Source organism: Falsiroseomonas algicola, assembly GCF_011040385.1.
In the GTDB taxonomy this organism is placed as follows: domain Bacteria; phylum Pseudomonadota; class Alphaproteobacteria; order Acetobacterales; family Acetobacteraceae; genus Falsiroseomonas; species Falsiroseomonas algicola.
This window is the reverse complement of record NZ_JAAIKB010000011.1, coordinates 38,119-57,535: the sequence shown is the minus strand read 5'-3', so window position 1 is coordinate 57,535 and position 19,417 is coordinate 38,119. Positions and strand designations below refer to the sequence as shown.

The window sequence follows — 19,417 nt, the reverse complement described above, 5'->3', positions numbered from 1 at the left end:
GCGGTCACCTACCCTGCGGGTAAAGGCCGCACCCGGTCCAGTAGCGTTTCGATGGCAGGAAGGATGCGCTCCGCCAGCAATTGGGCGCCGCGGGGGTTGGGGTGGATGCGGTCGGGCTGGTTGAGCGCGGGCTCGCCGGCGATGCCATCCAGCAGGAAGGGGTAGAACACGATGTCGGGACGATCCCGCGCCAGGTCGCTGAACACGGCGGCGAATTCGCGCCCGTAATCGGCGCCGAGGTTGGGCGGCGCCAGCATGCCCGCCAGCAGCACGGGCAGGTTCCGCCGCGCCAGGGTATCGAGGATCGCGACCAGGTTTCCCCGCATCTGTGTGGGCGTCAGCCCGCGCAGCCCGTCATTGCCACCCAGCGCCACGATCACGGCATGCGGCCGGTCCGCCAGCGCCCATTCCAGCCGCGCCCTGCCGCCCGCCGTGGTGTCGCCGGAGACGCCGGCATCCAGCACGCGGACGTTGCGGCCCTTCGCCCGCAGCAGGGCCTCGATCCGCGCCGGCGGGCCCTCCCCCCGCGCCAGGCCGTAGCCGGCGGTGATGCTGTCCCCCAGCATCAGCAGGCGGATTTCCTGGCCCTGTGCTAGCGCAGGCGCACCGGACAGCAACACTCCGCAACCCAGAATGGCCTTTTGCAGCGCAGCGCGGCGCCCATATCCGGCCAAACCTTGCGAGGACTTCATGTCAGACCCCCAGAAGCTGGTCGCCGCCACCGGACTCGTCTTCACCGCGGCCGCCGCTTCCGGCCCCGTGCCCGTGCTGCGCGGCGTCGACCTCAGCGTCGGCGCGGGAGAGGCGGTGGGCATCGTCGGTCCCTCGGGGTCAGGCAAGACATCGCTCCTCATGCTGCTGGCGGGGCTGGAGCGCCCCACCGCGGGGTCCCTCTCGGTCGCCGGGCACGACCTGAAGGGCATGGACGAGGACTCCCTCGCCCGCTTCCGTCGCGACGAGGTGGGGATCGTCTTCCAGGCCTTCCACCTCATCCCCACCATGTCGGCGCTGGAGAATGTGGCGGTGCCGCTGGAATTTGCCGGCAGGCGGGATGCCTTCGACCGCGCGGCGGCCGCGCTGAAGGATGTGGGGCTCGGCCATCGGCTGGACCACTACCCCGGCCAGATGTCGGGCGGCGAGCAGCAGCGCGTGGCGCTGGCCCGCGCCGTGGTGGCGGAGCCGCGCCTGATCCTGGCCGATGAGCCGACCGGGAACCTCGACCGCGCCACCGGCTCCGTCGTGATGGATCTCCTCTTCGGGCTGCGGGAGCGGCTCGGCACCACCCTCATCCTCATCACCCATGACCCGGCGCTGGCGGAGCGCTGCGGCCGGCAGGTGCGGATGGAGGATGGCCGCATCACCGATGACAGCGGCAATGGCCTGCGCATGGCGGCGGAGTAGCGCGCCGTGCTGACCCATCTCCGCCAGGGTTTCCGCCTGGCGCGCCGTGAGTTGCGGGGCGGCTTCTCCTCCCTGCGCATCGTCCTCGCCTGCCTTGCGTTGGGTGTCGCTGCGATCACCGCCGTCGGCACGCTGCAATCCGCCACGAAGGCCGGCCTCGCCGCTGATGGCGCCCGGCTGCTGGGCGGCGATGTCGAGGTGCGCGTCGCCTATCGCCCGCTCTCGCCCGAAGCCCTGGCCTGGGCCACCGGCCGCGGCGCCCGCGTGTCGGAAGTGGTGGAGATGCGCGCCATGGCCGTCGCGCCCAACGGGGAGCGCAGCCTGGTCGAGCTCAAGGCCGTGGATGCCGCCTGGCCGCTGATCGGGGAATTCTCCACCGTCACCGGCGCGACGCTCGCCGCGCGTGATGGCCGCCCGGCGGTGGCGCTGGAGGCCTCGGTCGTCGATCGCCTCGGCATCCAGCCCGGCGAGGCCGTGCGGATCGGCGAGGCCAGCTTCACCTTCGTGGGCACCATCGCGCAGGAACCGGACCGCGTGGCGAGCCCCGCCGTGCTCGGCCCGCGCGCGCTGATCCTGGCGGATTCCCTGCCCGCCACCGCCCTGGTACAGCCGGGGTCGCTGGTGAACTACGACACCCGCGCTTTGCTGCCGCCCGGCACCGATGCCCGCGCCTTCGGCCGCGCCTGGCAGGCGGCGGTGGGGGATGGCGGCTGGCGCGTCCGCTATTCGGACCAGGCTGAGCCCGGGGTGAACCGCTTCCTCGACCGCGCCGCGGCCTTCCTGACGCTGGCGGGCCTGACCGCCCTGCTGGTGGGCGGCATCGGCGTCGCGACCGGCGTGCGCGCCTGGCTGGAGGCGCGCGGCCGCACCATCGCGACGCTCCGCTGCCTCGGTGCGCCGTCGGGCACCATCCTCGCGACCTACCTGATCCAGGTGCTGGTTCTGGCGGCGATCGGCATCGCGATCGGGCTGGCGGCCGGCACGGCCGTGACCTGGCTGGCGGCGCAGGCCCTCGCCGGCGCGCTGCCGGTGCCGCCGCGACTCGGCTTCTACCCGGGCGCGCTCGGCCTCGCCGCGCTCTACGGCCTGCTGACGGCGCTGGCCTTCGCGCTCTGGCCGCTCGGGCGCGCGCAGCGCATCCCGGGCGCCGCGCTTTTCCGGGATCTCGTCACCGCCAATCCCGGCTGGCCGTCGCGCCCCATCCTGCTGGCCAATCTGCTGGCCGCCATCGCGCTGGTGGCGCTGGTGGTGGGCACGGCGGAGCAGCCGAAATTCGCGCTCGGCTTCTGCGGCGGCGCCGCCGTGACGCTGCTGCTCTTCCGTCTCGGCGCCACCGGCCTCATGCGCTTCGCGCGCTCGCTGCGGCACATCCGCCGCCCGGCCTGGCGACTCGGCCTCGCCAACCTCCACCGCCCCGGTGCGCCGACGCCGACCATGCTGGTGGCGCTCGGCATCGGGCTCACGACTCTCGCCGCCATCGCGACGATCGAGGGCAATCTCCGCGCCCAGCTGGCCGAGCAGCTGCCGCGCTCCGCGCCGAGCTTCTTCTTCATCGACATCCAGAACGACCAGGCGGAGGAATTCGACCGCCTGGCCCGCGCCCAGCAGGGCGTGGACGATGTCCAGCGCGTGCCCTCGCTGCGGGCAAGGGTCGTTGCCGTGAACGGTACGCCGGCCGAGCAGGTGAACGCCACGGAGGAGACGCGCTGGGCGCTGCGGGGCGATCGCGGCCTGACCTATGCCGCGACGCCGCCGGAGGGCACGCGCCTGGTGGAAGGCCAGTGGTGGCCCGCCGACTACAGCGGCCCGCCCCTGGTCAGCTTCGACGCCAATATCGCCCGCGGCTGGGGCATCGGCATCGGCGCCACCCTGACCGTGAACGTGCTGGGCCGCGACATCGACCTGCGCATCGCGAGCCTCAGGGAGATCCAGTGGCGCGGGCTTGGCATCAACTACGTCATGGTCACCTCCCCCGGCCTGCTCTCCGCCGCGCCGCACACGCATATCGCAACGGTACGGGCGGCGGAGGCGCAGGAGGTCGCGGTGCTGCGCGCCATCACCGATGCGCTGCCCAACGTCTCCGGCATCCGCGTGCGGGATGCGCTGGAGGCCGTGACGGCGCTGCTGTCCCGCGTCGGGGTCGCGCTGCAGGCCACCTCCTCCGTCACGCTGCTGGCGGGGATGCTGGTGCTGGCGGGGGCGGTCGCGGCCGGGCAGCGGGCGCGGGTGCGCGATGCGGTGATCCTGAAGACCATCGGCGCGACCCGGCGGCAGATCCGCGGCGCCTGGCTGGTGGAATTCGGGCTGCTCGGCCTGGTGGCGGGTCTGCTGGCGGCGGCGGCGGGCTCCGCCGCGTCCTGGGCCGTCATGCGCTTCGTGATGAACGCGCCCTGGACCTTCCTGCCGGGCACGCTGGCGGTGACCGTCGCGGGCTGCATCCTGCTGACGCTGGCGCTGGGCTATATCGGCACGGCGCTGGCGCTGCGGGCGCGGCCGGCGCCGCTGTTGCGGAACGAGTAGCGCTCGGGCTTCATCGGGGAATGGACACGCCACTCTCCGACACCGACGCCGCCCGCCTCCGTCACGCCTTCGCCCTCGCCGGAAAGGCGCGGGCGCGGGGCGACCGCCCCTTCTCCGCCGTGGTGGTCGCCGCCGACGGCACCATCCTGGCGGAAGGGCTCTCCACCCAGGGCACGGGGGGCGGCGGCACCCTGGCCCACAGCGAGATGAACGCCTGCCAGGCCGTCATCGCCGCCGGCATCCCGCGCGCGACGCTCCGGGCGGCCACCATCTATTCCTCGGGCGAGCCCTGCTCCATGTGCGCCTCCGCCATCTTCTACACCGGCATCGGGCGCGTGGTGTACGGCCTCTCCGCCGCCGCCATCCTGCATTTGAGAAATGCCCAGCCGCATACGGCGGGCCTCAACCTCTCCTGCCGGGCGGTGCTGGCGACGGCGGCGGAATCGGTCGAGGTGGTGGGCCCGGCGCTGGAGGCGGAGGGTGCGGTGCCGCACCAGGGCTACTGGGTCCAGGGCGCCGCGTGACGGGCGCTTGAACCCACCGTAAGCGGGCTGTAAGCCGGCTCCGTTACCAGATTTTACAGCGGAAGGGCGCCGAGGCTGCGGCAGGCGGCGTCTCCCCGGTTGATCTGGATTACGAAAACTCCATATGATGGCGCATGCCGGGGCGGCTCTCACCCTCGTCCCGCAGGAGATATGGCAACCATGGCTTTCGGTCCCGACAACCGCTTCCAGACGGGCGCGTCGGCCTGGACCCAGCCCTTCGGGCGGTCCGCGGCCGTCGACCAGGCGCAGCTCGATGAAGGGCTGCGGAGCTACATGCTGCGCGTCTACAACTGGATGGCCTCCGGCCTCCTGGTGACGGGCATCGTGGCCTACCTGATCGCCTCGAACCCCGATGTGGCCGCGCTGTTCTACCAGGTCGTCCGCACGCCGCGTGGCATCGCCACCGTGCCGACGATGCTGGGCTGGATCGCGATGTTCGCGCCCCTCGCCTTCATCCTGGTGCTGAGCTTCGGCATCAACCGGATGAGTAAGACGACGGCGCAGGCGCTGTTCTGGGTCTTCTGCGCCGTGATGGGCGCGTCGATGTCCAACATCTTCGCGATCTACACGGGCGCCTCCATCGCCTCGACCTTCTTCATCACGGCGGCGATGTTCGGCGCGGTCAGCCTCTACGGCTACACGACCAAGGCGGACCTGACCCGCATGGGCAGCTTCATGATGATGGGCCTGATCGGCATCATCATCGCGGGCCTCGTGAACATGTTCCTGCAGAGCTCCGCCCTGCACTTCGCGATCAGCGTGATCGGCGTGGTGGTCTTCGTCGGCCTCACCGCCTACGACACGCAGCGGATCAAGGCGGACTACCTGGAATACGCCTATGCCGAAGGCACGGAAGAAGCCGGCAAGCGCAGCGTCTTCGACGCGCTCGGCCTCTACCTGAACTTCGTCAACATCTTCCAGCTGCTGCTGCAGTTCGTCGGCGTCCGCCGCGAATAGCCCGGCAGCCCTGGAAGGGGCCTGAGAGGGCGGCGCGCATCCCCCGGGGGTGCGCGCCGCTTCCGTTTTGGGGGCCCGCGATGTATGGGACCAGCGTGCGCCTGCGCCCCGCCCTGATCCGCCTGCTGACCATCCTGCTGCTGCTGCAGTGGGGCACGGCGTTCGGCCATTGCCTGCGCATGGCCTCGCCCGAGGCGCTGCTGCACCTCGAGATCTGCACGCCGGACGGCATCCAACGGATCGCGATGCCGGCGGCCGAGGAGGGCGCGGATCCGGCCCAGCCGAGCCCCGCGCATCCGCCCGCCGTCATCTGCCCGGCCTGCGCCGGCCCGGCCGCGGTGGCCCTGCCGCCGCCGCCGGTCAGCCTGGTGGCGCCGATGCTGCTGGTGCAGGCCAGCCCGCCCGCACCGCCTTCCACGCCCAGCCCGGCGCCCCCGCCGCGCTGCCAGCCGCCGCCACGGGCACCGCCGACCTCCTGAACCCGTCATCGCGCGCCGCTCCCCCTGGGGACGGCCTGTCACCACGGCTCCAGGAAACACCCATCATGTCCCGTTCGATCATCGCGGCCGCCGCGCTCGGCCTGCTCGCGACCCTGCCCGCCCCGGCCAAGGCCCATGTCACGCTGGAAGTCCAGCAGGCCGCGCCGAACTCCACCTATCGCGGCGTCTTCCGCGTGCCGCATGGCTGCGAAGGCGCCCCCACCATCCGCGTCACCGTCCGCCTGCCCGAAGGCGTGACGGAAGCGCGCCCCATGCCCAAGGCGGGCTGGACGCTGCGCACCGTGCCCCGCGCCGGCGCCGCTGCGCCCTCCGCCCATGGCGCCGCGGTCCCGATCGCCGAAGTGATCTGGGAGGGTGGCAGGCTCGAGGATGCCCATTACGATGAGTTCATCGTGCGCATGCGCCTGCCGGACCGCGCGGGCGAACTGCTCTACATTCCCGTCGTGCAGGATTGCCCCGATGGCAAGCAGGCGGCCTGGACCGAGATTCCCGAACCCGGCCGCCGCGTGACCGACTACCGCATGCCCGCCCCGGCCGTCCGCCTGACGCCGCGCTGAAGGGATCGATGACCATGGACCAGACCCGCCGCCTGCTGCCGCTGGCCGCCCTTGCCGCCGGTGCCGCCAGCCTCGTCGCCCGCCCCGCTTCCGCCTGCGATGCGGAAGCGATGGAAGCCCACCTGACCGCCGTCTGCGACGGCGCGCTGGAGCCCGCCCGCCAGGCGCTGGAAGCCGCGATGGTGCACGCCACGCCGGAGGAACGCATGGCCATGCAGCGCGCGCTGACCATCGCCAATTCCACCTGCACCACCGGCGACCCCGTCGCGGGTGCGCGCATCGCCGCCAACCTGGCGCGACTCGCGGGCCGTATCGAGGGAAGGGCCGGCGTGAACTCCCTCACGCTCGACCTGCTGGGCTGAGGAGCACGCCATGAGCATCCTGACCCGCCGCGCCGTGATCGGCGCGGTGACCCTGCTCGTCCCCGGCATGGCCGCGGCGCAGCAGCAGTCCGGCGTGACGGTGAACGCCCCCTGGACCCGCGCCGCGGGCCAGGGCGGCACCGGCGCCGGCTTCATGACGCTGCGCAACGCCGGCGCCACCGCCGACCGGCTGGTGGCGGCGCGGGCCGGCATCGCCCGCACGGTGGAGCTGCACACCCACATCAACGACAACGGCGTGATGCGCATGCGCCCCGTGCCGGGCATCGAGGTGCCGGCCGGCGGCGAGGTGCAACTGCGCCCGGGCGGCTTCCACCTCATGCTGATCGGCCTGACCGCGCCGCTGCGGCAGGGGGAACGCGTTCCCGTGACGCTGGTCTTCGAAAGGGCGGGCGAGGTGCAGGTGCAGCTGGCCGTCGAATCCGCCGGCGCCCGCGGCCCGGCAGGCGGCGGCCACCACCACTGACAAAAACGCTCCGGGCCATGCTGTGATGCTCCCCCAATCAGGAGGAGCCCTCGGCATGGCCCGGCGCATCGACCCCGCCACCCTTCCCGCGGTGGCGGGCACCTTCTACCCCCCGCCCTACCACACCCCCTGCCTGGCGCGGTCGCGCACGAAGCTGGGCGACGCCGCGGGGCTGACGCAGTTCGGCGTCAACCTGCTCCGCCTGCCGCCCGGCGCCTGGTCCAGCCAGCGCCACTGGCAGACGCTGTCCGACGAATTCGTCTTCGTCCTGTCCGGCGAGGTCACGCTGGCGACCGATGCGGGGGAGGAGGTGCTGCGCGCCGGGGAAGCCGCCGGCTTCAAGGCCGGCGACCCGGATGGCCACCACCTCCGCAACCACACGGACCAGGATGTTCTGGTGCTGGAGATCGGCACGCGGATCGAGGGCGATGGCGCCGTCTATCCCGACATCGACATGCTCTCCCCCGCGCATGGGCAGCCCGCCATGTACACGCGCAAGGATGGCACGCCCTATCCCGGGCTGCGCCGCCGCGGGCCCGGGGAGGAATAGCCGCCCCGGTTGTCGCGACGCGCGAAGCGGAGCAAACCCTTCCCCAACCCCACGGGGAGAGGAGAGCGATCATGCTGAAGATCCATGGCATCGCGCGCAGCCGCGCCTTCCGCTGCATCTGGGCCGCCGAGGAAGCCGGCCTGCCCTATGAGGTCATCCCGGTCGGCTTCGGCCCCGGGCTGAAGGACGCCATCTCGGCGGTGAACCCGAACGGCAAGATTCCCGCGCTCACCGATGGCGACCTCACGCTGTTCGAGAGCCTGGCCATCAACCTGCACATCGCCGCCAAGGCCGGCGCGCCGCTGATGCCGGCCGGCGACGATGCCGCCCGCGTCCTGCAATGGAGCTTCTGGGCGGCGACGGAGGTCGAGCCCTCGGCCGGGCAATGGGCCTACAACACCTATCTGAAGCCGGCCGACCAGCGCGACCCGGCCGCCGCCAAGGCCGGCGCCGAGGGCGTGGCCGCGCGACTCGCGGTGCTGGAGGGGCATCTTGCCAAGGGCGGCCCCTGGCTGCTGGGCGGCACCTACACCATCGCCGACTGCAACCTGGCGGCGGTCCTCTACGGCGCCTGGTCGAACGGCTTCGATTTCGGCCCCTTCCCGAGGGTCAAGGCCTGGCTCGATGCCTGCGTCAGCCGCCCGGCGGCGCTGGCGGCGCGGAAGCAGCGGGAGGGTTGAACCCCTCCGCCGCCGCGCCCCGCCTCAGCGCGGGCCGCGGCGGCGGTTCTGCGCCAGCTGGTCGGGCGTCAGCTGGAAGCTGATGCGCACCACATAGTTGGCGGCGGAGACGCCGTCGCCGATCGGCAGGCGCAGCCGCGCCGCCTGGCCGGTCGTGTTCACGCGGGTCTGGTTGGACGCCGGGGTCGCGCGCGCGACATAGACGTTGCGCTCCAACACATCGGTGTCGGCGGCATCGGACAGGGCGATGAACCACGGCATCTCGAGGCTGCCGCCCCGGGCTGCCGGGCCGCGTTCGACCTGGAAGCGCGGGGTGACCCGCACATCCAGCTCACGCCGGTTGCGTGACGCATAGTCGCAGACCGCATCAAAGCCGCTGATGCGTGCATCCAGCACCATGGTCGTCAGGTCCGGCACCGAGCCCGGCAGGTACTGGGTCAGGTCCGCGCCATCGGCCAGGATCGTGATCCGCGGGCAGGGTGCCTGGCTGGTGGTCAGCACGTCACCGGCCGTTGCGCCGCTGCCGCCGCTGCAGGCCGCCAGCGCCACCGGCAGCGCCAGCGCCGCCGCACACACCGCCCCCCTGTGGGCCACCCTGGACCGGAACCCTGGCTTCGACATGCCGGAGCACTCCCCCTTTGAACCCGTCCCCGCGGCCGGTAAGGTGGCGCCGCGCCACCCGCTGCGTCTATCGCATCGCGGGCGGCGCCAGACCACCCCCGCGGGCCCATCCCGCCACACCGCCAGCAGCCGAGACGCCGAAGCCCCGATGCCCGATGAGACGAAGCCCCGGCTGAACGTATTGCTGGCCGGCCCGCGCGGCTTCTGCGCCGGCGTGGACCGCGCCATCAAGATCGTCGAGGAGGCGCTGCGCCGCCATGGCGCGCCCGTCTATGTCCGGCATGAGATCGTCCACAACCGCTTCGTGGTGGAAAGCCTGGAACGCCAGGGCGCGGTCTTCGTGGAGGAGCTGGACGAGATCCCCGATGACGGCCGCCCCGTCGTCTTCTCCGCCCATGGCGTGCCGAAGGCGGTGCCGGAAGCGGCGGCGAAGCGGAACCTCTTCGCCCTCGACGCCACCTGCCCGCTCGTCTCCAAGGTGCACCGGGAGGCCGAACGACATTTCGCCCGCGGCCGCCACATCCTGCTGATCGGCCATGCCGGTCATCCGGAGGTGATCGGCACCATGGGCCAGCTCCCCCCCGGCGCGGTGACGCTGGTGGAGGATGCCGCGCATGCGGAGACGGTGCAGCCGCCGGGCGACCTGCCGCTGGCCTACACCACGCAGACCACGCTCTCCGTCGATGACACGGCGGGGATCGTCGCCATCCTCCAGCGCCGCTTCCCCGATATCGCGGGCCCGGCGAAGGAGGACATCTGCTACGCCACCACCAACCGCCAGGCGGCCGTGAAGGCGATCGCGGCCAAGGGGGCGGAGCTGGTGATCGTCGTCGGCGCGCCGAACAGCAGCAATTCCGTCCGCCTCGCGGAAGTCGCCAAGCGGGCCGGCGCGGCGCGGTCCGTGCTGGTGCAGCGCGGTGCGGCACTCGACCCCGCCATCGCCGATGGCTGCACCACCATCGGCCTCACGGCCGGCGCCAGCGCGCCGGAGGTTCTGGTGGAGGAAGTGCTGGCCAAGCTCGCCACCCGCTTCACGCTGGCGGTGGAGGAGGTGGTGGTGGCGGAGGAGAAGGTGGTGTTCCGCCTGCCCGCCGGGCTGGCGGCGGAATAGTCCCCTTCGATGGCTGTCTATACCGAGGTCTCGGACGAGGCGCTGCGCGCCTTCCTGGCGGATTATGACATCGGCGGATTGGTCGCCTTCCGTGGCATCGCCGAGGGGGTGGAGAACTCCAACTACGCGTTGCGCACCGAGCGCGGCGACTATGTGCTGACGCTCTACGAGAAGCGCGTCGACCCGACGGAACTGCCCTATTTCCTCGGCCTGATGGACCATCTGGCGGCGCGCGGCCTCGCCTGCCCCGTGCCGGTGCGTGGGCGGGACGGCGAATCGCTGCGGGAACTGGCGGGGCGCCCCGCCGCCATCTGCACCTTCCTGGAAGGCGTCTGGCCGCGCCGCGTGCGGCCGGACCATCTGGCGCCGCTCGGCCAGGCGCTGGCGCAGCTGCATGATGCCAGCGGGGATTTCCCGCAGGTCCGGCCGAATGCGCTCGGGCCCAAGGGCTGGGCGCCGCTGCTGGAAGGCTGCCGCGACCGCGGCGACGAGGTCTCGCCGGGGCTGGTGGCGGAACTGGACGGCCACCTCGCCGGCATCCTGGCCGCCTGGCCGGCGCCGGGCGCGCTGCCGGTCGGCCAAATCCATGCGGACCTGTTCCCCGACAACGTCTTCTTCCTCGACGATGCCGCGGGGCGGCCGCGCGTCTCCGGCCTGATCGACTTCTACTTCGCCTGCACGGACCTGCTGGCCTATGACGTCGCCGTCTGCCTGAACGCCTGGTGCTTCGAGGCCGATGGCATGTTCAACGTCACCAAGGCCCGCGCCCTGCTGACGGCCTATGAAGGCGTGCGGCCGCTATCCGCCGCCGAACGCGGCGCGCTGCCGGTGCTCTGCCGGGGTGCTGCCATCCGCTTCCTGCTGACCCGCCTCTATGACTGGACGCATACGCCGGCCGATGCGCTGGTGACCCGGAAGGATCCCTTGGAATACCTCAAGAAACTGCGCTTCTTCGCGCAGGCCGAGACCGCCGGTGCCCTCGGACTCTGACGACCGGCCGCTGGTCGAGATCTGGACCGATGGCGGCTGCAAGCCGAATCCGGGCCCGGGCGGCTGGGCCGCCATCCTGAAATTCGGGGAGACGGAGAAGGAGCTGACCGGCCACGATCCCGCCACCACCAACAACCGGATGGAGCTGACCGCCGCCTGCGCGGCGCTGGAGGCGCTGAAGCGTCCCTGCCGCGTGGTGCTGCACACCGACAGCGAATATGTCCGCAACGGCATGGAGCGCTGGATCAAGGGCTGGATCCGCAACAACTGGAAGAATGCGGCGAAGGAGCCGGTGGCGAACTACCCGCTCTGGCAGCGCCTGCTGGCCGCGGCCAAGCCGCATGACATCGAGTGGAAATGGGTCCGCGGCCACGCCGGCGACGTGATGAACGAACGCGCCGATGTGCTGGCGACCCGGGCGCGGGTGGAGGCGGGTTAGGCCCTCGCCGCCGCCGCCACGGCCCCGCGCGCCGCGCGGGTGATGCCGGCCAGGGTGGCGGAGGCCATGCCCGTCCAGTCGCCATAGCCCAGCAGCCAGAGCCGGGGTTCCCCGGGCGCCTGGCCCTCCGCGCCGACCGCGATCCGGCCCTCCGCATCCGCCAGCCCGAGCGGTGCCAGGTGGTCCAGCGCCGGGCGGAAGCCGGTGCACCAGATGATCGCGTCGGCCGCCACGCGCCGGCCATCCGCCCAGACCGCGCCACCGGCCTCGAGCCGCGCGAAGGGTGGCAGGCTTCGCAGCACGCCGCGTGCGCGGGCCTCCCTGACCGGCGGCACCATCACGATGCTGCCAAGCCCGCCCCGTTGCGCCGGCGGCGGCAGGCCGGCGCGCTCTGCCTCCCACCGCGCGGTGGCGCGTTCGAACAGCACGCGGCCATCGACGTCGTCGGGCAGGAAGCTCGGTTCGCGCTCCGTCACCCAGGTCGCGCGGGCGGCGTGGCGGGAGACCTCCGCCAGGATCTGCGCGCCGGAATTGCCGCCGCCGACGACCAGCACGGAAAGCCCCGCGAATGCTTCCGGCCGCCGGTACTGCGCGGAATGGATCTGCGTGCCGGCAAAGGCATCCCACCCCGGGATGGCGGGGATGACGGCGTGGCTCCATGTGCCCGTCGCGCTGATCACCGCGCGGGCGGGGAGGCTCTCGCCCTCGTCCGTCTCGGCCACCAGGCAATCCGCGCCGCGCCGCAGCGCGGTGATGCGGACGGGGCGGCGCACGGGCAGCGCGTAGCGGGCCTCATAGGCGGAGAGGTAGTCGATGACCGCATCGCGGGCGGGATAGCCCCCGCCCGGCGGCACCGGCATGGGCCAGCCCGGCAGGGAGGAATGCTGCGCGGGGGAGAAGAGCGTCAGCGAGTCCCAGCCATGCCGCCAGGCGCCGCCCGGCGCCGCCCCCGCATCGAGGATGACGAAGGCCAAGCCGGTGCGGCGCAGGAAGTAGCCGGCGGCGAGCCCGGCCTGGCCGCCGCCGATGACCAGGACGTCGATCATGCCGGCAGGCTGCCGGGAAACCACCGCCGCCCGAGTCGCAGCGCCACGCCGACCAGCAGGATCAGCACCGGCACCTCCACCAGCGGCCCGATCACGGTCGCGAAGGCAACCGGCGAGGCCAGGCCGAAGGCGGCGATCGCCACCGCGATGGCCAGTTCGAAATTGTTCGACGCGGCGGTGAAGGCGATGGCGGTGGTGCGCGGGTAGTCGGTCTCGATCAGCTTCCCCATCCAGAAGGAGACGAGGAACATCACGAGAAAGTAGATCGCCAGCGGCACCGCGATGCGCAGCGCATCCAGCGGCAGGCGCAGCACCTCGCCCCCCTTCAGCACGAACATCGCGACGATGGTGAAGAGCAGCGCCGCCAGCGTGACGGGCGCGATGCGCGGCAGGAACCGCTCGCGATACCAATCCTCGCCATGCCGGGCGACGAGGCTGCGCCGCGTGAGGAACCCCGCCGCGAAGGGCAGGCCGAGATAGAGCAGCACGGCGCCGGCGATGGTGGCGAAGGGCACCTGCACGACGCGCCCTTCCAGCCCCAGCCAGGGGGGCAGGACCGACAGGAAGAACCAGGCATAGGCGCCGAAGAAGACCAGCTGGAAGATGCTGTTGAAGGCGACGAGACCCGCGACATACTGGCTGTCGCCCCGCGCCAGCTGGTTCCAGACCAGCACCATGGCGATGCAGCGGGCGAGCCCGATCAGGATCAGCCCCGTCATGTATTCCGGCTGGTCGCGCAGGAAGATGACGGCCAGGGCGAACATCAGCACCGGCCCGATCACCCAGTTCTGCACCAGCGACAGCAGCAGCACGCGGCGATCGGCGAAGACCCGCGGCAGCGCCTCGTAGCGCACGCGCGCCAGCGGCGGGAACATCATCAGCACCAGCCCGATCGCGATCGGGATGTTGGTGCCGCCGACGGAGAGCGACTCCAGCGCCGCCGGCAGGCCCGGCACGACGGTCCCCAGGACCACGCCGAGCGCCATCGCCGCGAAGATCCAGAAGGTGAGCCAGCGATCAAGGAAGGACAGGCGGCGCGGCGAGGCAGGTGCGACGGTCATTCAGTTGGTCCTGTGGTTGCGGCTCCGGCCATGCGCGGCCCCTCCACGACCCGCCGGTGCAGAAGCCCGAGCGGCAGCAGCGCCGCCAGGCCCACCAGCAGCGCCGCGACCAGTGCCGTGGTGGCGCCGAAGGCCTCGAGCCCGGCGGCGAACAGGAACGGGGCGCCGGCTCCGAGCATGGTGCGGATGGCAGCGAGCTGCCCGAGCCGCGCGCCATAGCCCGCCGCGCCGAAGAGGGCGAGCGGCACGCTGCCGCGCACGATGCTCGACAGGCCCGCCCCGAGCCCGAACAGGACCGCGAAGGCGGCGCCGGCGGCGACAGGGTCGACCGGCAGGACCAGCACCAGGATGGCGGCCGGCAAAGCGGCAGCGGAGACCAGCGCGACCGTCAGCGGATGCAGGCCGCGCCAGAACAGCGCATCCACCAGCCTGATCAGCACCTGCGCCGGCCCCATCAGCATGGCGACCAGATAGGCGGCGGCACCGAGTTCGAGCGCCTGCAGAACCGGCACGAGATGGACCGTCAGCGCGGCGGTAAGGACGCCCGTCAAGGCGAAGCTCGCCGCCACCGACCAGAACGCCTCGCGGGCGGCCCTGCCCGTCAGCGGCGCCCCGGCCTGCAGGCGCGTCGCTTCCGCCGGGCCGTCGGCGCCGGGATGGCGCGGGCGCGTCGCGATCCAGCCATGCAGCGGCAGCGCGACCAGCAGGTGCAGCGCGGCGAAGATGCCGTAGGTGGCGCGCCAGCCCACCGCCTCCACCGCCCAGCCGGTGAGCGGCCAGAACAGCGTGGAGGCGAAGCCCGCGATCAGCGTCAGATGGGTGATGGCGCGACGCGCCCCTGCCCGGCCGAGGAAGGCGAGTGTCGCGAAGGCAGCGTCGTAGAGCACGGCGACGCCGACCACCTCGATGGCGATGACGAGGGCGGCGAAGACGGGAAGGCTGGGCGCGGCGGCCAGCCCGGCGACGAGCATGGCCGTCACCAGGCTGCCTGCCGCCATGATCCGCGGCGCACCGTGGCGGTCCATCCAGGCGCCGAGTTGCGGCGCGGCCAGCCCGCCGGCCAGGAGGCCGACCGAGAAGACGGCGTAGAGCGTCGTGGTCGAGGCCGCGAACTCCCTTGCCACCGCGGGGACGAGGATCGCGAAGGCGTAGTAGAGCGTCCCGTAGCCGATCACCTGCGTCGCGCCGAGCGCCAGGATGACGGGCAGCAGCCGCGGCTCGACCTGCCGCGCCGCCGATACGGCGTATTGGTCGGACGGCAAGGGATGACCTCAGCGGCCGCAGGCGCCGCGCGAAGCTGGCACCGCCGGCCCGCAGCAGGGCGCCGTCGCGGCCAGCGCCGGCTTCGCATCGCAGCAGACGCCCTGCGGCGTCTCCGGCGTGCAGCAGGCGGCGGCCGCGGGCGCGCGATCCGTGGAACACACGCCGGTCTCGGGCAGGACGAGTTCGACGCGGCGCGCTCCCTCCGCATCGCCGGCGAGGTGCGCGGCGATGGAGCGCACCTGCTCATGCCCCGTCGCCAGCAGGAAGGTCGGCGCGCGGCCATAGCTCTTCATGCCTGCGATCCAGAAGCCGGCTTCGGGGTGGCGCAACTCCGCCTCCCCATGCGGGCGCACGGTGCCGCAGCTATGCAGGTTGGGGTCGATCAGCGGCGCCAGCGCGGGCGTCGCCTCCACGGCCGGGTCGAGGCCGAGGCGGATCTCCCGCAGGAAGGACAGGTCCGGCCGGAAGCCGGTGGCGACGATCATCCGGTCCGCGCGGATGGTGGTGGCGCGGCCATCCTGCCGCCCGGTGACGGCCAGCGCGCCGTCGCTTTCCGCGATGCGGTCGATCAGGAAAGGGGCGAGCGCCGTCACCGCGCCGGATTCGACCAGCGCCTGCGCCCGCGCGCCCAGCGCGCCGCGTTGCGACAGCCCATCCCGCGCGCCGCCGCCGAAGCTGACGGCGCCGAGCGGTCGGCGGAAGGCCCAGAGGATGCGCGTGCCCGGCGCCTCGCGCGCCAGCGCCACCAAATCCAGCACCGCATTCATCGCGGAATGGCCGGCGCCCACGACCAGCGTGGTCGCGCCGGCATGCGCCGCCCGCGCCGCGCCCAAGGCATCGGGGATCCCGTAGGCGATGCGCCCGGCCTGCGCGACCTCCCCCGGCGCGGCCATGCCGTGGCTGCCGGCGGGGTTCGGGGCGTGCCAGGTGCCGGAGCAGTCGATGACGGCCGCGGCCTCGACCGGCTCGATGCCTTCCGCGGTCTCCACATGCAGCACGAAGGGCACGGCATCCCGCCCGGCGCCGTCATGCAGCTTCCCGAGGTCGCGCCTGGCGATGCCGACGACCCGCGCGCCGGTCCGGATGTGGCCGCGCAGCGCGGCGGTGGCGGCCAGCGGTTCGAGGTAGCGGGCGACCAGCTCCGCCCCGGTCGGGAAGGTCTCCGGATCCGGCGCGGACCAGCCCTCGGCTTCGAGCAGGGCGCGGGCGGTGGGGTCCGTGTTGAAGCGCCAGGGCGAGAACATCCGCACATGGCCCCAGGCGCGGACGGCATGGCCCACATCCGGGCCCGCTTCCAGCACCAGCGGCGTGAGCCCACGGGCCAGCAGTTGCGCGGCGGCCGCCAGGCCGACCGGGCCGGCCCCGATGATCGCGGCGGGAAGGGTCATGGCAGGGCACCCCTGATGCATAGAGGGTTGATGTATGAGGCCAAGGAAAAGGACGTCATTCGCAGCACCCGTCCCGGGCGGCCCGGGCGCGATCCGCGGCGGCGAAGGCGCGGCCCGTATCCTGCAGCGCGGCCGTCGCTTCCATCCAGGCATCCAGCGCCACGCGGAAGGCGCCGCGGCCGGCATCCGTCAGGGCATAGACGCGGCGCTGCCGGCCACCCACCACCTCCTCCACCGCGGTGACGAAGCCACCGGCCTCGAACTCCCGCAGCACCGGGTAGATCGTGCCCTCGGTGGGGGAGCAGCAACCGCCCGTGGTCCGTTCCACGGCCCGGGCGACGTCGTAGCCATGCATCGGCCCGTCATGCAGGACGCGCAGGATGAAGAACTTGGACAGACCCATCTTGATGGTGCCGGCCCAGTAGTCGCGGGCGGCATAGTCCACGCGGGGCGTCGGCAAGGGGCGGGCGGTATTCATGCCCCATTCTTATACCTTACCCCTCGATGCATCAAGCCCCCAGAACGGGGATGCGTTGCCGCATCCCCTCCCCGGCTTCTCAGCGCAGCGGCAGCGCGTACATCAGCCCGCCGCGGGTCCAGAGGTCATTGAGCCCGCGCGGCAGGCCGATCGGGCTGCCGGAGCCGAGGTGCCTCTCGAAGCTCTCCCCGTAATTGCCGACCGCCTTGATGGCGTTGAACAGCCAGCGCTCCTCCAGCCCCAGCGCCCGGCCGAAGCCCGCGGTCACGCCCAGCATGCGCTGCACGCCCGGGTTCGGGTCGCGCAGCCGTGCCTCCACATTCGCCTGGGTGATGTCCTGCTCCTCCGCCTCGATCAGCCCGGCCAGCACCCACTTCACCACGTCGAACCACTGGTCGTCGCCATGCCGGACCATCGGGCCGAGCGGTTCCTTGCTGATGCGCTCCGGCAGCAGGACATGGTCCTGCGGGTTCTGCAGCGCGGTGGCGCGGTAGGAGGCGAGCTGGCTCGCATCCTGCGTCATGGCGTCGCAGCGCCCCGCGGCATAGGCGGCGACGAATTCGTCCGGCCGCTCGATCAGCACGGGCGTGAAGCGGATGTTGTTGGCGCGGAAATAGTCCGCGATGTTCAGCTCGCTCGTCGTGCCGGGCTGGATGCAGACCGTTGCGCCATCCAGCTGCCGCGCGGCGGTGACGCCGGAGGAGCGCCGCACCAGGAAGCCCTGGCCGTCATAGAAATTCACCCCCGCCATATTGAGGCCGAGCGAGGTGTCGCGCACCAGCGTCTGCGTGGCGTTGCGCGCCAGCACGTCGATCTCGCCCGATTGCAGCATGGTGAAGCGGTTCTGGGAGGAGGTGGCGACGAAGCGTACCTTGGTGGGATCACCGAAGATCGCCGCCGCCAGCGCGCGGCAGAAATCGGCGTCGAGGCCGCGATACTCGCCCCGGCTGTCGGGAGCGGAGAAGCCGGCGACGCCCTGGTTCACGCCGCAGACCACGCTGCCGCGCGCCTTCACCGCATCGAAGCTCGGGCCCGCGGCAGCCGCGCCGATTCCCGTCAGGGCCAGGCAGGCGCCCAGCAGCAAGTTGCGCAGCATCGGGTCATTCCTCTCGAGATTGGTGCCGCACCATGCAGCGGCAGGCGCCACGCCGCCATACCCGGCCGCGGAAGCGTCTGGACGGCTGCCCCGCCCCCGCGCGATGCTCCGCCCGAGTGAACCGATGGGGGCTTGGCATGGCTGGCATTTCCTTCACCCGACGCGCGGGCCTGGCGGCGGGCTCCGCCATCGCGACGGCGGCGCTGATCGGCGCGAGGGGCAGCGCGGCGCAGGGCGCGCCGGTGAAGGTCGGGGAACTCAACTCCTACGCCCGCATGGCCGCCTTCTCCGTCCCCTACCGCAACGCCATCCAGCTGGCGGTGGACGGCATCAATCGCGCCGGCGGCGTCATGGGCGGACGCCCCCTCGAATTCGTCTTCCGCGATGATGGATCGACGCCCGGCGACGCGGTGCGCGTGGCGGAGGATCTGCTGACGCGGGAGGGCTGCGCCTTCCTGGCCGGCACCTTCCTCTCCAATGTCGGGCTGGCCGTCTCGGACCTCGCGAACCAGCGGAAGAAGCTGTTCCTGGCGACGGAGCCGCTGACGGACGCGCTGACCATGGCGCAGGGCAACCGCTACACCTGGCGGCTCCGGCCCAGCACCTACATGCAGACGCGCATGCTGACGGAAGCCGCGCGCGGCCGCACCACGCGCCGCTGGGCGATCGTCGCGCCGAACTACGAATACGGGCAATCCGCCGCCGCCAACTTCAAGCGCCTGATCACCGCCAGCATCCCGGGCGCGGAGATCGTGGCGGAGCAGTATCCGGCCCTCGGCCGCGTGGATGCAGGTGCCACGGTCGGCGCGCTGGCGCAGGCGCGGCCCGATGGCATCTTCAACGTGCTGTTCGGACCGGACCTGACCGCCTTCGTGCGAGAGGGCAACACGCGTGGCCTGTTCGAGCGCCGCTTCGTTCTCAGCATGCTGACCGGGGAGCCCGAATACCTGATCCCGCTGGGCGACGAGACGCCGGAGGGATGGATCGTCACCGGCTATCCCTGGGAACAGATCACCGATGGCCCCCACAAGGCCTATATCGACGCCTATCGCGCCCGCTTCAACGACACGCCGCGCAAGGGATCGCTGCTGGGCTACGTCACCGCCCAGGTGGTGGCGAATTTGCTGAACAAGGCCAATTCGCTCGACAGCGAAGTGCTCGTGGAAGCCTTCAAAGATCTCCGCACGGACACCGTCGTGGGCAACGTCACCATGCGCGCGCTCGACCAGCAGGGCACCATGGGCACCTGGGTGGGGGAGACGGTGCTGCGCGGCCGCCAGGGCGCGATGCGCAATGCGCGATACGCCGATGGCGCGGACTACCTGTTCCCGGAAGCCGAGGTTCGCGCCGCAAGGCGCGGCTGACGGC

Annotated in this window: 22 protein-coding genes; 14 read left to right on the top strand and 8 right to left on the bottom strand. The window is 72.2% G+C overall.

Annotated features, from left to right (window positions below):
* Positions 1 to 8 precede the first annotated feature (8 nt).
* A complete protein-coding gene (locus tag G3576_RS22545) occupies positions 9 to 566 on the bottom strand; it encodes an arylesterase (RefSeq protein ID WP_235952356.1) in 558 nt (185 codons plus the stop codon).
* Positions 567 to 690: 124 nt separating this feature from the next.
* Between G3576_RS22545 and G3576_RS22540 the strand changes: the two genes are divergently transcribed.
* The 10 genes from G3576_RS22540 (at position 691) to G3576_RS22495 (ending at position 8,556) form a co-directional block, all read left to right on the top strand.
* Complete coding sequence (locus G3576_RS22540; protein ID WP_164696727.1) at positions 691 to 1,401, top strand: ABC transporter ATP-binding protein; 711 nt, start codon at positions 691 to 693, stop codon at positions 1,399 to 1,401.
* A 6-nt stretch (positions 1,402 to 1,407) separates the two neighbouring features.
* The gene (locus G3576_RS22535) at positions 1,408 to 3,921 is read left to right on the top strand and encodes an ABC transporter permease (protein WP_164696726.1); all 2,514 of its coding nucleotides are present in this window, start codon (positions 1,408 to 1,410) and stop codon (positions 3,919 to 3,921) included.
* Positions 3,922 to 3,941: 20 nt separating this feature from the next.
* Positions 3,942 to 4,445, top strand: a complete 504-nt coding sequence (locus G3576_RS22530) for a nucleoside deaminase (RefSeq protein ID WP_164696725.1) — start codon at positions 3,942 to 3,944, stop codon at positions 4,443 to 4,445.
* Between the two features lie 180 nt (positions 4,446 to 4,625).
* Positions 4,626 to 5,423 (top strand): Bax inhibitor-1/YccA family protein, encoded by a 798-nt coding sequence (locus tag G3576_RS22525; protein ID WP_164696724.1) that lies wholly within the window; start codon positions 4,626 to 4,628, stop codon positions 5,421 to 5,423.
* A gap of 80 nt (positions 5,424 to 5,503) precedes the next feature.
* Complete coding sequence (locus G3576_RS22520) at positions 5,504 to 5,902, top strand: DUF2946 family protein (protein ID WP_164696723.1); 399 nt, start codon at positions 5,504 to 5,506, stop codon at positions 5,900 to 5,902.
* Positions 5,903 to 5,967: 65 nt separating this feature from the next.
* Positions 5,968 to 6,480 carry a YcnI family copper-binding membrane protein gene (locus G3576_RS22515; protein ID WP_164696722.1) on the top strand — a complete coding sequence of 171 codons (513 nt, stop codon included), beginning with the start codon at positions 5,968 to 5,970 and terminating at the stop codon, positions 6,478 to 6,480.
* A 14-nt stretch (positions 6,481 to 6,494) separates the two neighbouring features.
* A complete protein-coding gene (locus G3576_RS22510) occupies positions 6,495 to 6,842 on the top strand; it encodes a hypothetical protein (protein WP_164696721.1) in 348 nt (115 codons plus the stop codon).
* Between the two features lie 10 nt (positions 6,843 to 6,852).
* Complete coding sequence (locus G3576_RS22505) at positions 6,853 to 7,326, top strand: copper chaperone PCu(A)C (RefSeq protein WP_164696720.1); 474 nt, start codon at positions 6,853 to 6,855, stop codon at positions 7,324 to 7,326.
* Between the two features lie 55 nt (positions 7,327 to 7,381).
* On the top strand, positions 7,382 to 7,876 hold the full coding sequence (locus G3576_RS22500; protein WP_164696719.1) for a cupin domain-containing protein: 495 nt from the start codon (positions 7,382 to 7,384) through the stop codon (positions 7,874 to 7,876).
* Positions 7,877 to 7,947: 71 nt separating this feature from the next.
* The gene (locus tag G3576_RS22495) at positions 7,948 to 8,556 is read left to right on the top strand and encodes a glutathione S-transferase family protein (RefSeq protein ID WP_164696718.1); all 609 of its coding nucleotides are present in this window, start codon (positions 7,948 to 7,950) and stop codon (positions 8,554 to 8,556) included.
* A 24-nt stretch (positions 8,557 to 8,580) separates the two neighbouring features.
* Here G3576_RS22495 and G3576_RS22490 read toward each other — a convergent pair whose 3' ends face one another.
* Complete coding sequence (locus G3576_RS22490) at positions 8,581 to 9,177, bottom strand: hypothetical protein (protein ID WP_164696717.1); 597 nt, start codon at positions 9,175 to 9,177, stop codon at positions 8,581 to 8,583.
* 148 nt (positions 9,178 to 9,325) lie between these two features.
* Here G3576_RS22490 and ispH point away from each other — a divergent pair, with 148 nt between their 5' ends.
* Genes ispH through rnhA form a run of 3 tightly spaced genes read left to right on the top strand, consistent with a single transcriptional unit; the run spans position 9,326 to position 11,717 of the window.
* Positions 9,326 to 10,288, top strand: a complete 963-nt coding sequence (gene ispH, locus G3576_RS22485; RefSeq protein WP_164696716.1) for a 4-hydroxy-3-methylbut-2-enyl diphosphate reductase — start codon at positions 9,326 to 9,328, stop codon at positions 10,286 to 10,288.
* Positions 10,289 to 10,297: 9 nt separating this feature from the next.
* Complete coding sequence (locus G3576_RS22480; RefSeq protein WP_164696715.1) at positions 10,298 to 11,278, top strand: homoserine kinase; 981 nt, start codon at positions 10,298 to 10,300, stop codon at positions 11,276 to 11,278.
* Entirely contained in the window at positions 11,262 to 11,717 is a 456-nt protein-coding gene (gene rnhA, locus G3576_RS22475; protein ID WP_164696714.1) for a ribonuclease HI, read from the top strand. Before G3576_RS22480 ends, rnhA begins: the two co-directional genes overlap by 17 nt.
* Here rnhA and G3576_RS22470 read toward each other — a convergent pair.
* The 6 genes from G3576_RS22470 to G3576_RS22445 all read right to left on the bottom strand — a co-directional run bounded on the left by G3576_RS22470 (position 11,714) and on the right by G3576_RS22445 (position 18,049).
* The gene (locus G3576_RS22470) at positions 11,714 to 12,763 is read right to left on the bottom strand and encodes an ArsO family NAD(P)H-dependent flavin-containing monooxygenase (protein ID WP_164696713.1); all 1,050 of its coding nucleotides are present in this window, start codon (positions 12,761 to 12,763) and stop codon (positions 11,714 to 11,716) included. The genes rnhA and G3576_RS22470 overlap by 4 nt on opposite strands.
* The gene (gene arsB / locus G3576_RS22465; protein WP_164696712.1) at positions 12,760 to 13,824 is read right to left on the bottom strand and encodes an ACR3 family arsenite efflux transporter; all 1,065 of its coding nucleotides are present in this window, start codon (positions 13,822 to 13,824) and stop codon (positions 12,760 to 12,762) included. The genes G3576_RS22470 and arsB overlap by 4 nt, the downstream gene beginning before the upstream one ends.
* Complete coding sequence (locus G3576_RS22460; RefSeq protein ID WP_164696711.1) at positions 13,821 to 15,086, bottom strand: MFS transporter; 1,266 nt, start codon at positions 15,084 to 15,086, stop codon at positions 13,821 to 13,823. The genes arsB and G3576_RS22460 overlap by 4 nt, the downstream gene beginning before the upstream one ends.
* Positions 15,087 to 15,095: 9 nt before the next feature.
* Positions 15,096 to 16,475, bottom strand: coding sequence for an NAD(P)-binding domain-containing protein (locus G3576_RS22455; RefSeq protein ID WP_164696710.1), 1,380 nt, complete (start codon positions 16,473 to 16,475; stop codon positions 15,096 to 15,098).
* A gap of 55 nt (positions 16,476 to 16,530) precedes the next feature.
* The gene (locus G3576_RS22450; protein WP_164696709.1) at positions 16,531 to 16,953 is read right to left on the bottom strand and encodes a PadR family transcriptional regulator; all 423 of its coding nucleotides are present in this window, start codon (positions 16,951 to 16,953) and stop codon (positions 16,531 to 16,533) included.
* A 79-nt stretch (positions 16,954 to 17,032) separates the two neighbouring features.
* Positions 17,033 to 18,049: an amino acid ABC transporter substrate-binding protein gene (locus G3576_RS22445; RefSeq protein WP_164696708.1), complete on the bottom strand. Its 1,017-nt coding sequence runs from the start codon at positions 18,047 to 18,049 to the stop codon at positions 17,033 to 17,035.
* Between the two features lie 137 nt (positions 18,050 to 18,186).
* On the opposite strand from G3576_RS22445, the gene G3576_RS22440 reads away from it, so the two are divergent.
* A complete protein-coding gene (locus G3576_RS22440; protein ID WP_164696707.1) occupies positions 18,187 to 19,413 on the top strand; it encodes an ABC transporter substrate-binding protein in 1,227 nt (408 codons plus the stop codon).
* The last annotated feature ends 4 nt before the right edge of the window (positions 19,414 to 19,417 follow it).

Coding starts and splice junctions, on each gene's coding strand:
- G3576_RS22545 (WP_235952356.1), bottom strand. CDS start 566: ATGCTGGGGGACAGCATCACCGCCGGCTACGGCCTGGCGCGGGGGGAG.
- G3576_RS22490 (WP_164696717.1), bottom strand. CDS start 9,177: ATGTCGAAGCCAGGGTTCCGGTCCAGGGTGGCCCACAGGGGGGCGGTG.
- G3576_RS22510 (WP_164696721.1), top strand. CDS start 6,495: ATGGACCAGACCCGCCGCCTGCTGCCGCTGGCCGCCCTTGCCGCCGGT.
- G3576_RS22470 (WP_164696713.1), bottom strand. CDS start 12,763: ATGATCGACGTCCTGGTCATCGGCGGCGGCCAGGCCGGGCTCGCCGCC.
- G3576_RS22450 (WP_164696709.1), bottom strand. CDS start 16,953: ATGAATACCGCCCGCCCCTTGCCGACGCCCCGCGTGGACTATGCCGCC.
- G3576_RS22445 (WP_164696708.1), bottom strand. CDS start 18,049: ATGCTGCGCAACTTGCTGCTGGGCGCCTGCCTGGCCCTGACGGGAATC.
- G3576_RS22525 (WP_164696724.1), top strand. CDS start 4,626: ATGGCTTTCGGTCCCGACAACCGCTTCCAGACGGGCGCGTCGGCCTGG.
- G3576_RS22440 (WP_164696707.1), top strand. CDS start 18,187: ATGGCTGGCATTTCCTTCACCCGACGCGCGGGCCTGGCGGCGGGCTCC.
- G3576_RS22455 (WP_164696710.1), bottom strand. CDS start 16,475: ATGACCCTTCCCGCCGCGATCATCGGGGCCGGCCCGGTCGGCCTGGCG.
- G3576_RS22480 (WP_164696715.1), top strand. CDS start 10,298: ATGGCTGTCTATACCGAGGTCTCGGACGAGGCGCTGCGCGCCTTCCTG.
- G3576_RS22520 (WP_164696723.1), top strand. CDS start 5,504: ATGTATGGGACCAGCGTGCGCCTGCGCCCCGCCCTGATCCGCCTGCTG.
- G3576_RS22515 (WP_164696722.1), top strand. CDS start 5,968: ATGTCCCGTTCGATCATCGCGGCCGCCGCGCTCGGCCTGCTCGCGACC.
- G3576_RS22530 (WP_164696725.1), top strand. CDS start 3,942: ATGGACACGCCACTCTCCGACACCGACGCCGCCCGCCTCCGTCACGCC.
- arsB (WP_164696712.1), bottom strand. CDS start 13,824: ATGACCGTCGCACCTGCCTCGCCGCGCCGCCTGTCCTTCCTTGATCGC.
- G3576_RS22495 (WP_164696718.1), top strand. CDS start 7,948: ATGCTGAAGATCCATGGCATCGCGCGCAGCCGCGCCTTCCGCTGCATC.
- G3576_RS22500 (WP_164696719.1), top strand. CDS start 7,382: ATGGCCCGGCGCATCGACCCCGCCACCCTTCCCGCGGTGGCGGGCACC.
- G3576_RS22540 (WP_164696727.1), top strand. CDS start 691: ATGTCAGACCCCCAGAAGCTGGTCGCCGCCACCGGACTCGTCTTCACC.
- G3576_RS22505 (WP_164696720.1), top strand. CDS start 6,853: ATGAGCATCCTGACCCGCCGCGCCGTGATCGGCGCGGTGACCCTGCTC.
- ispH (WP_164696716.1), top strand. CDS start 9,326: ATGCCCGATGAGACGAAGCCCCGGCTGAACGTATTGCTGGCCGGCCCG.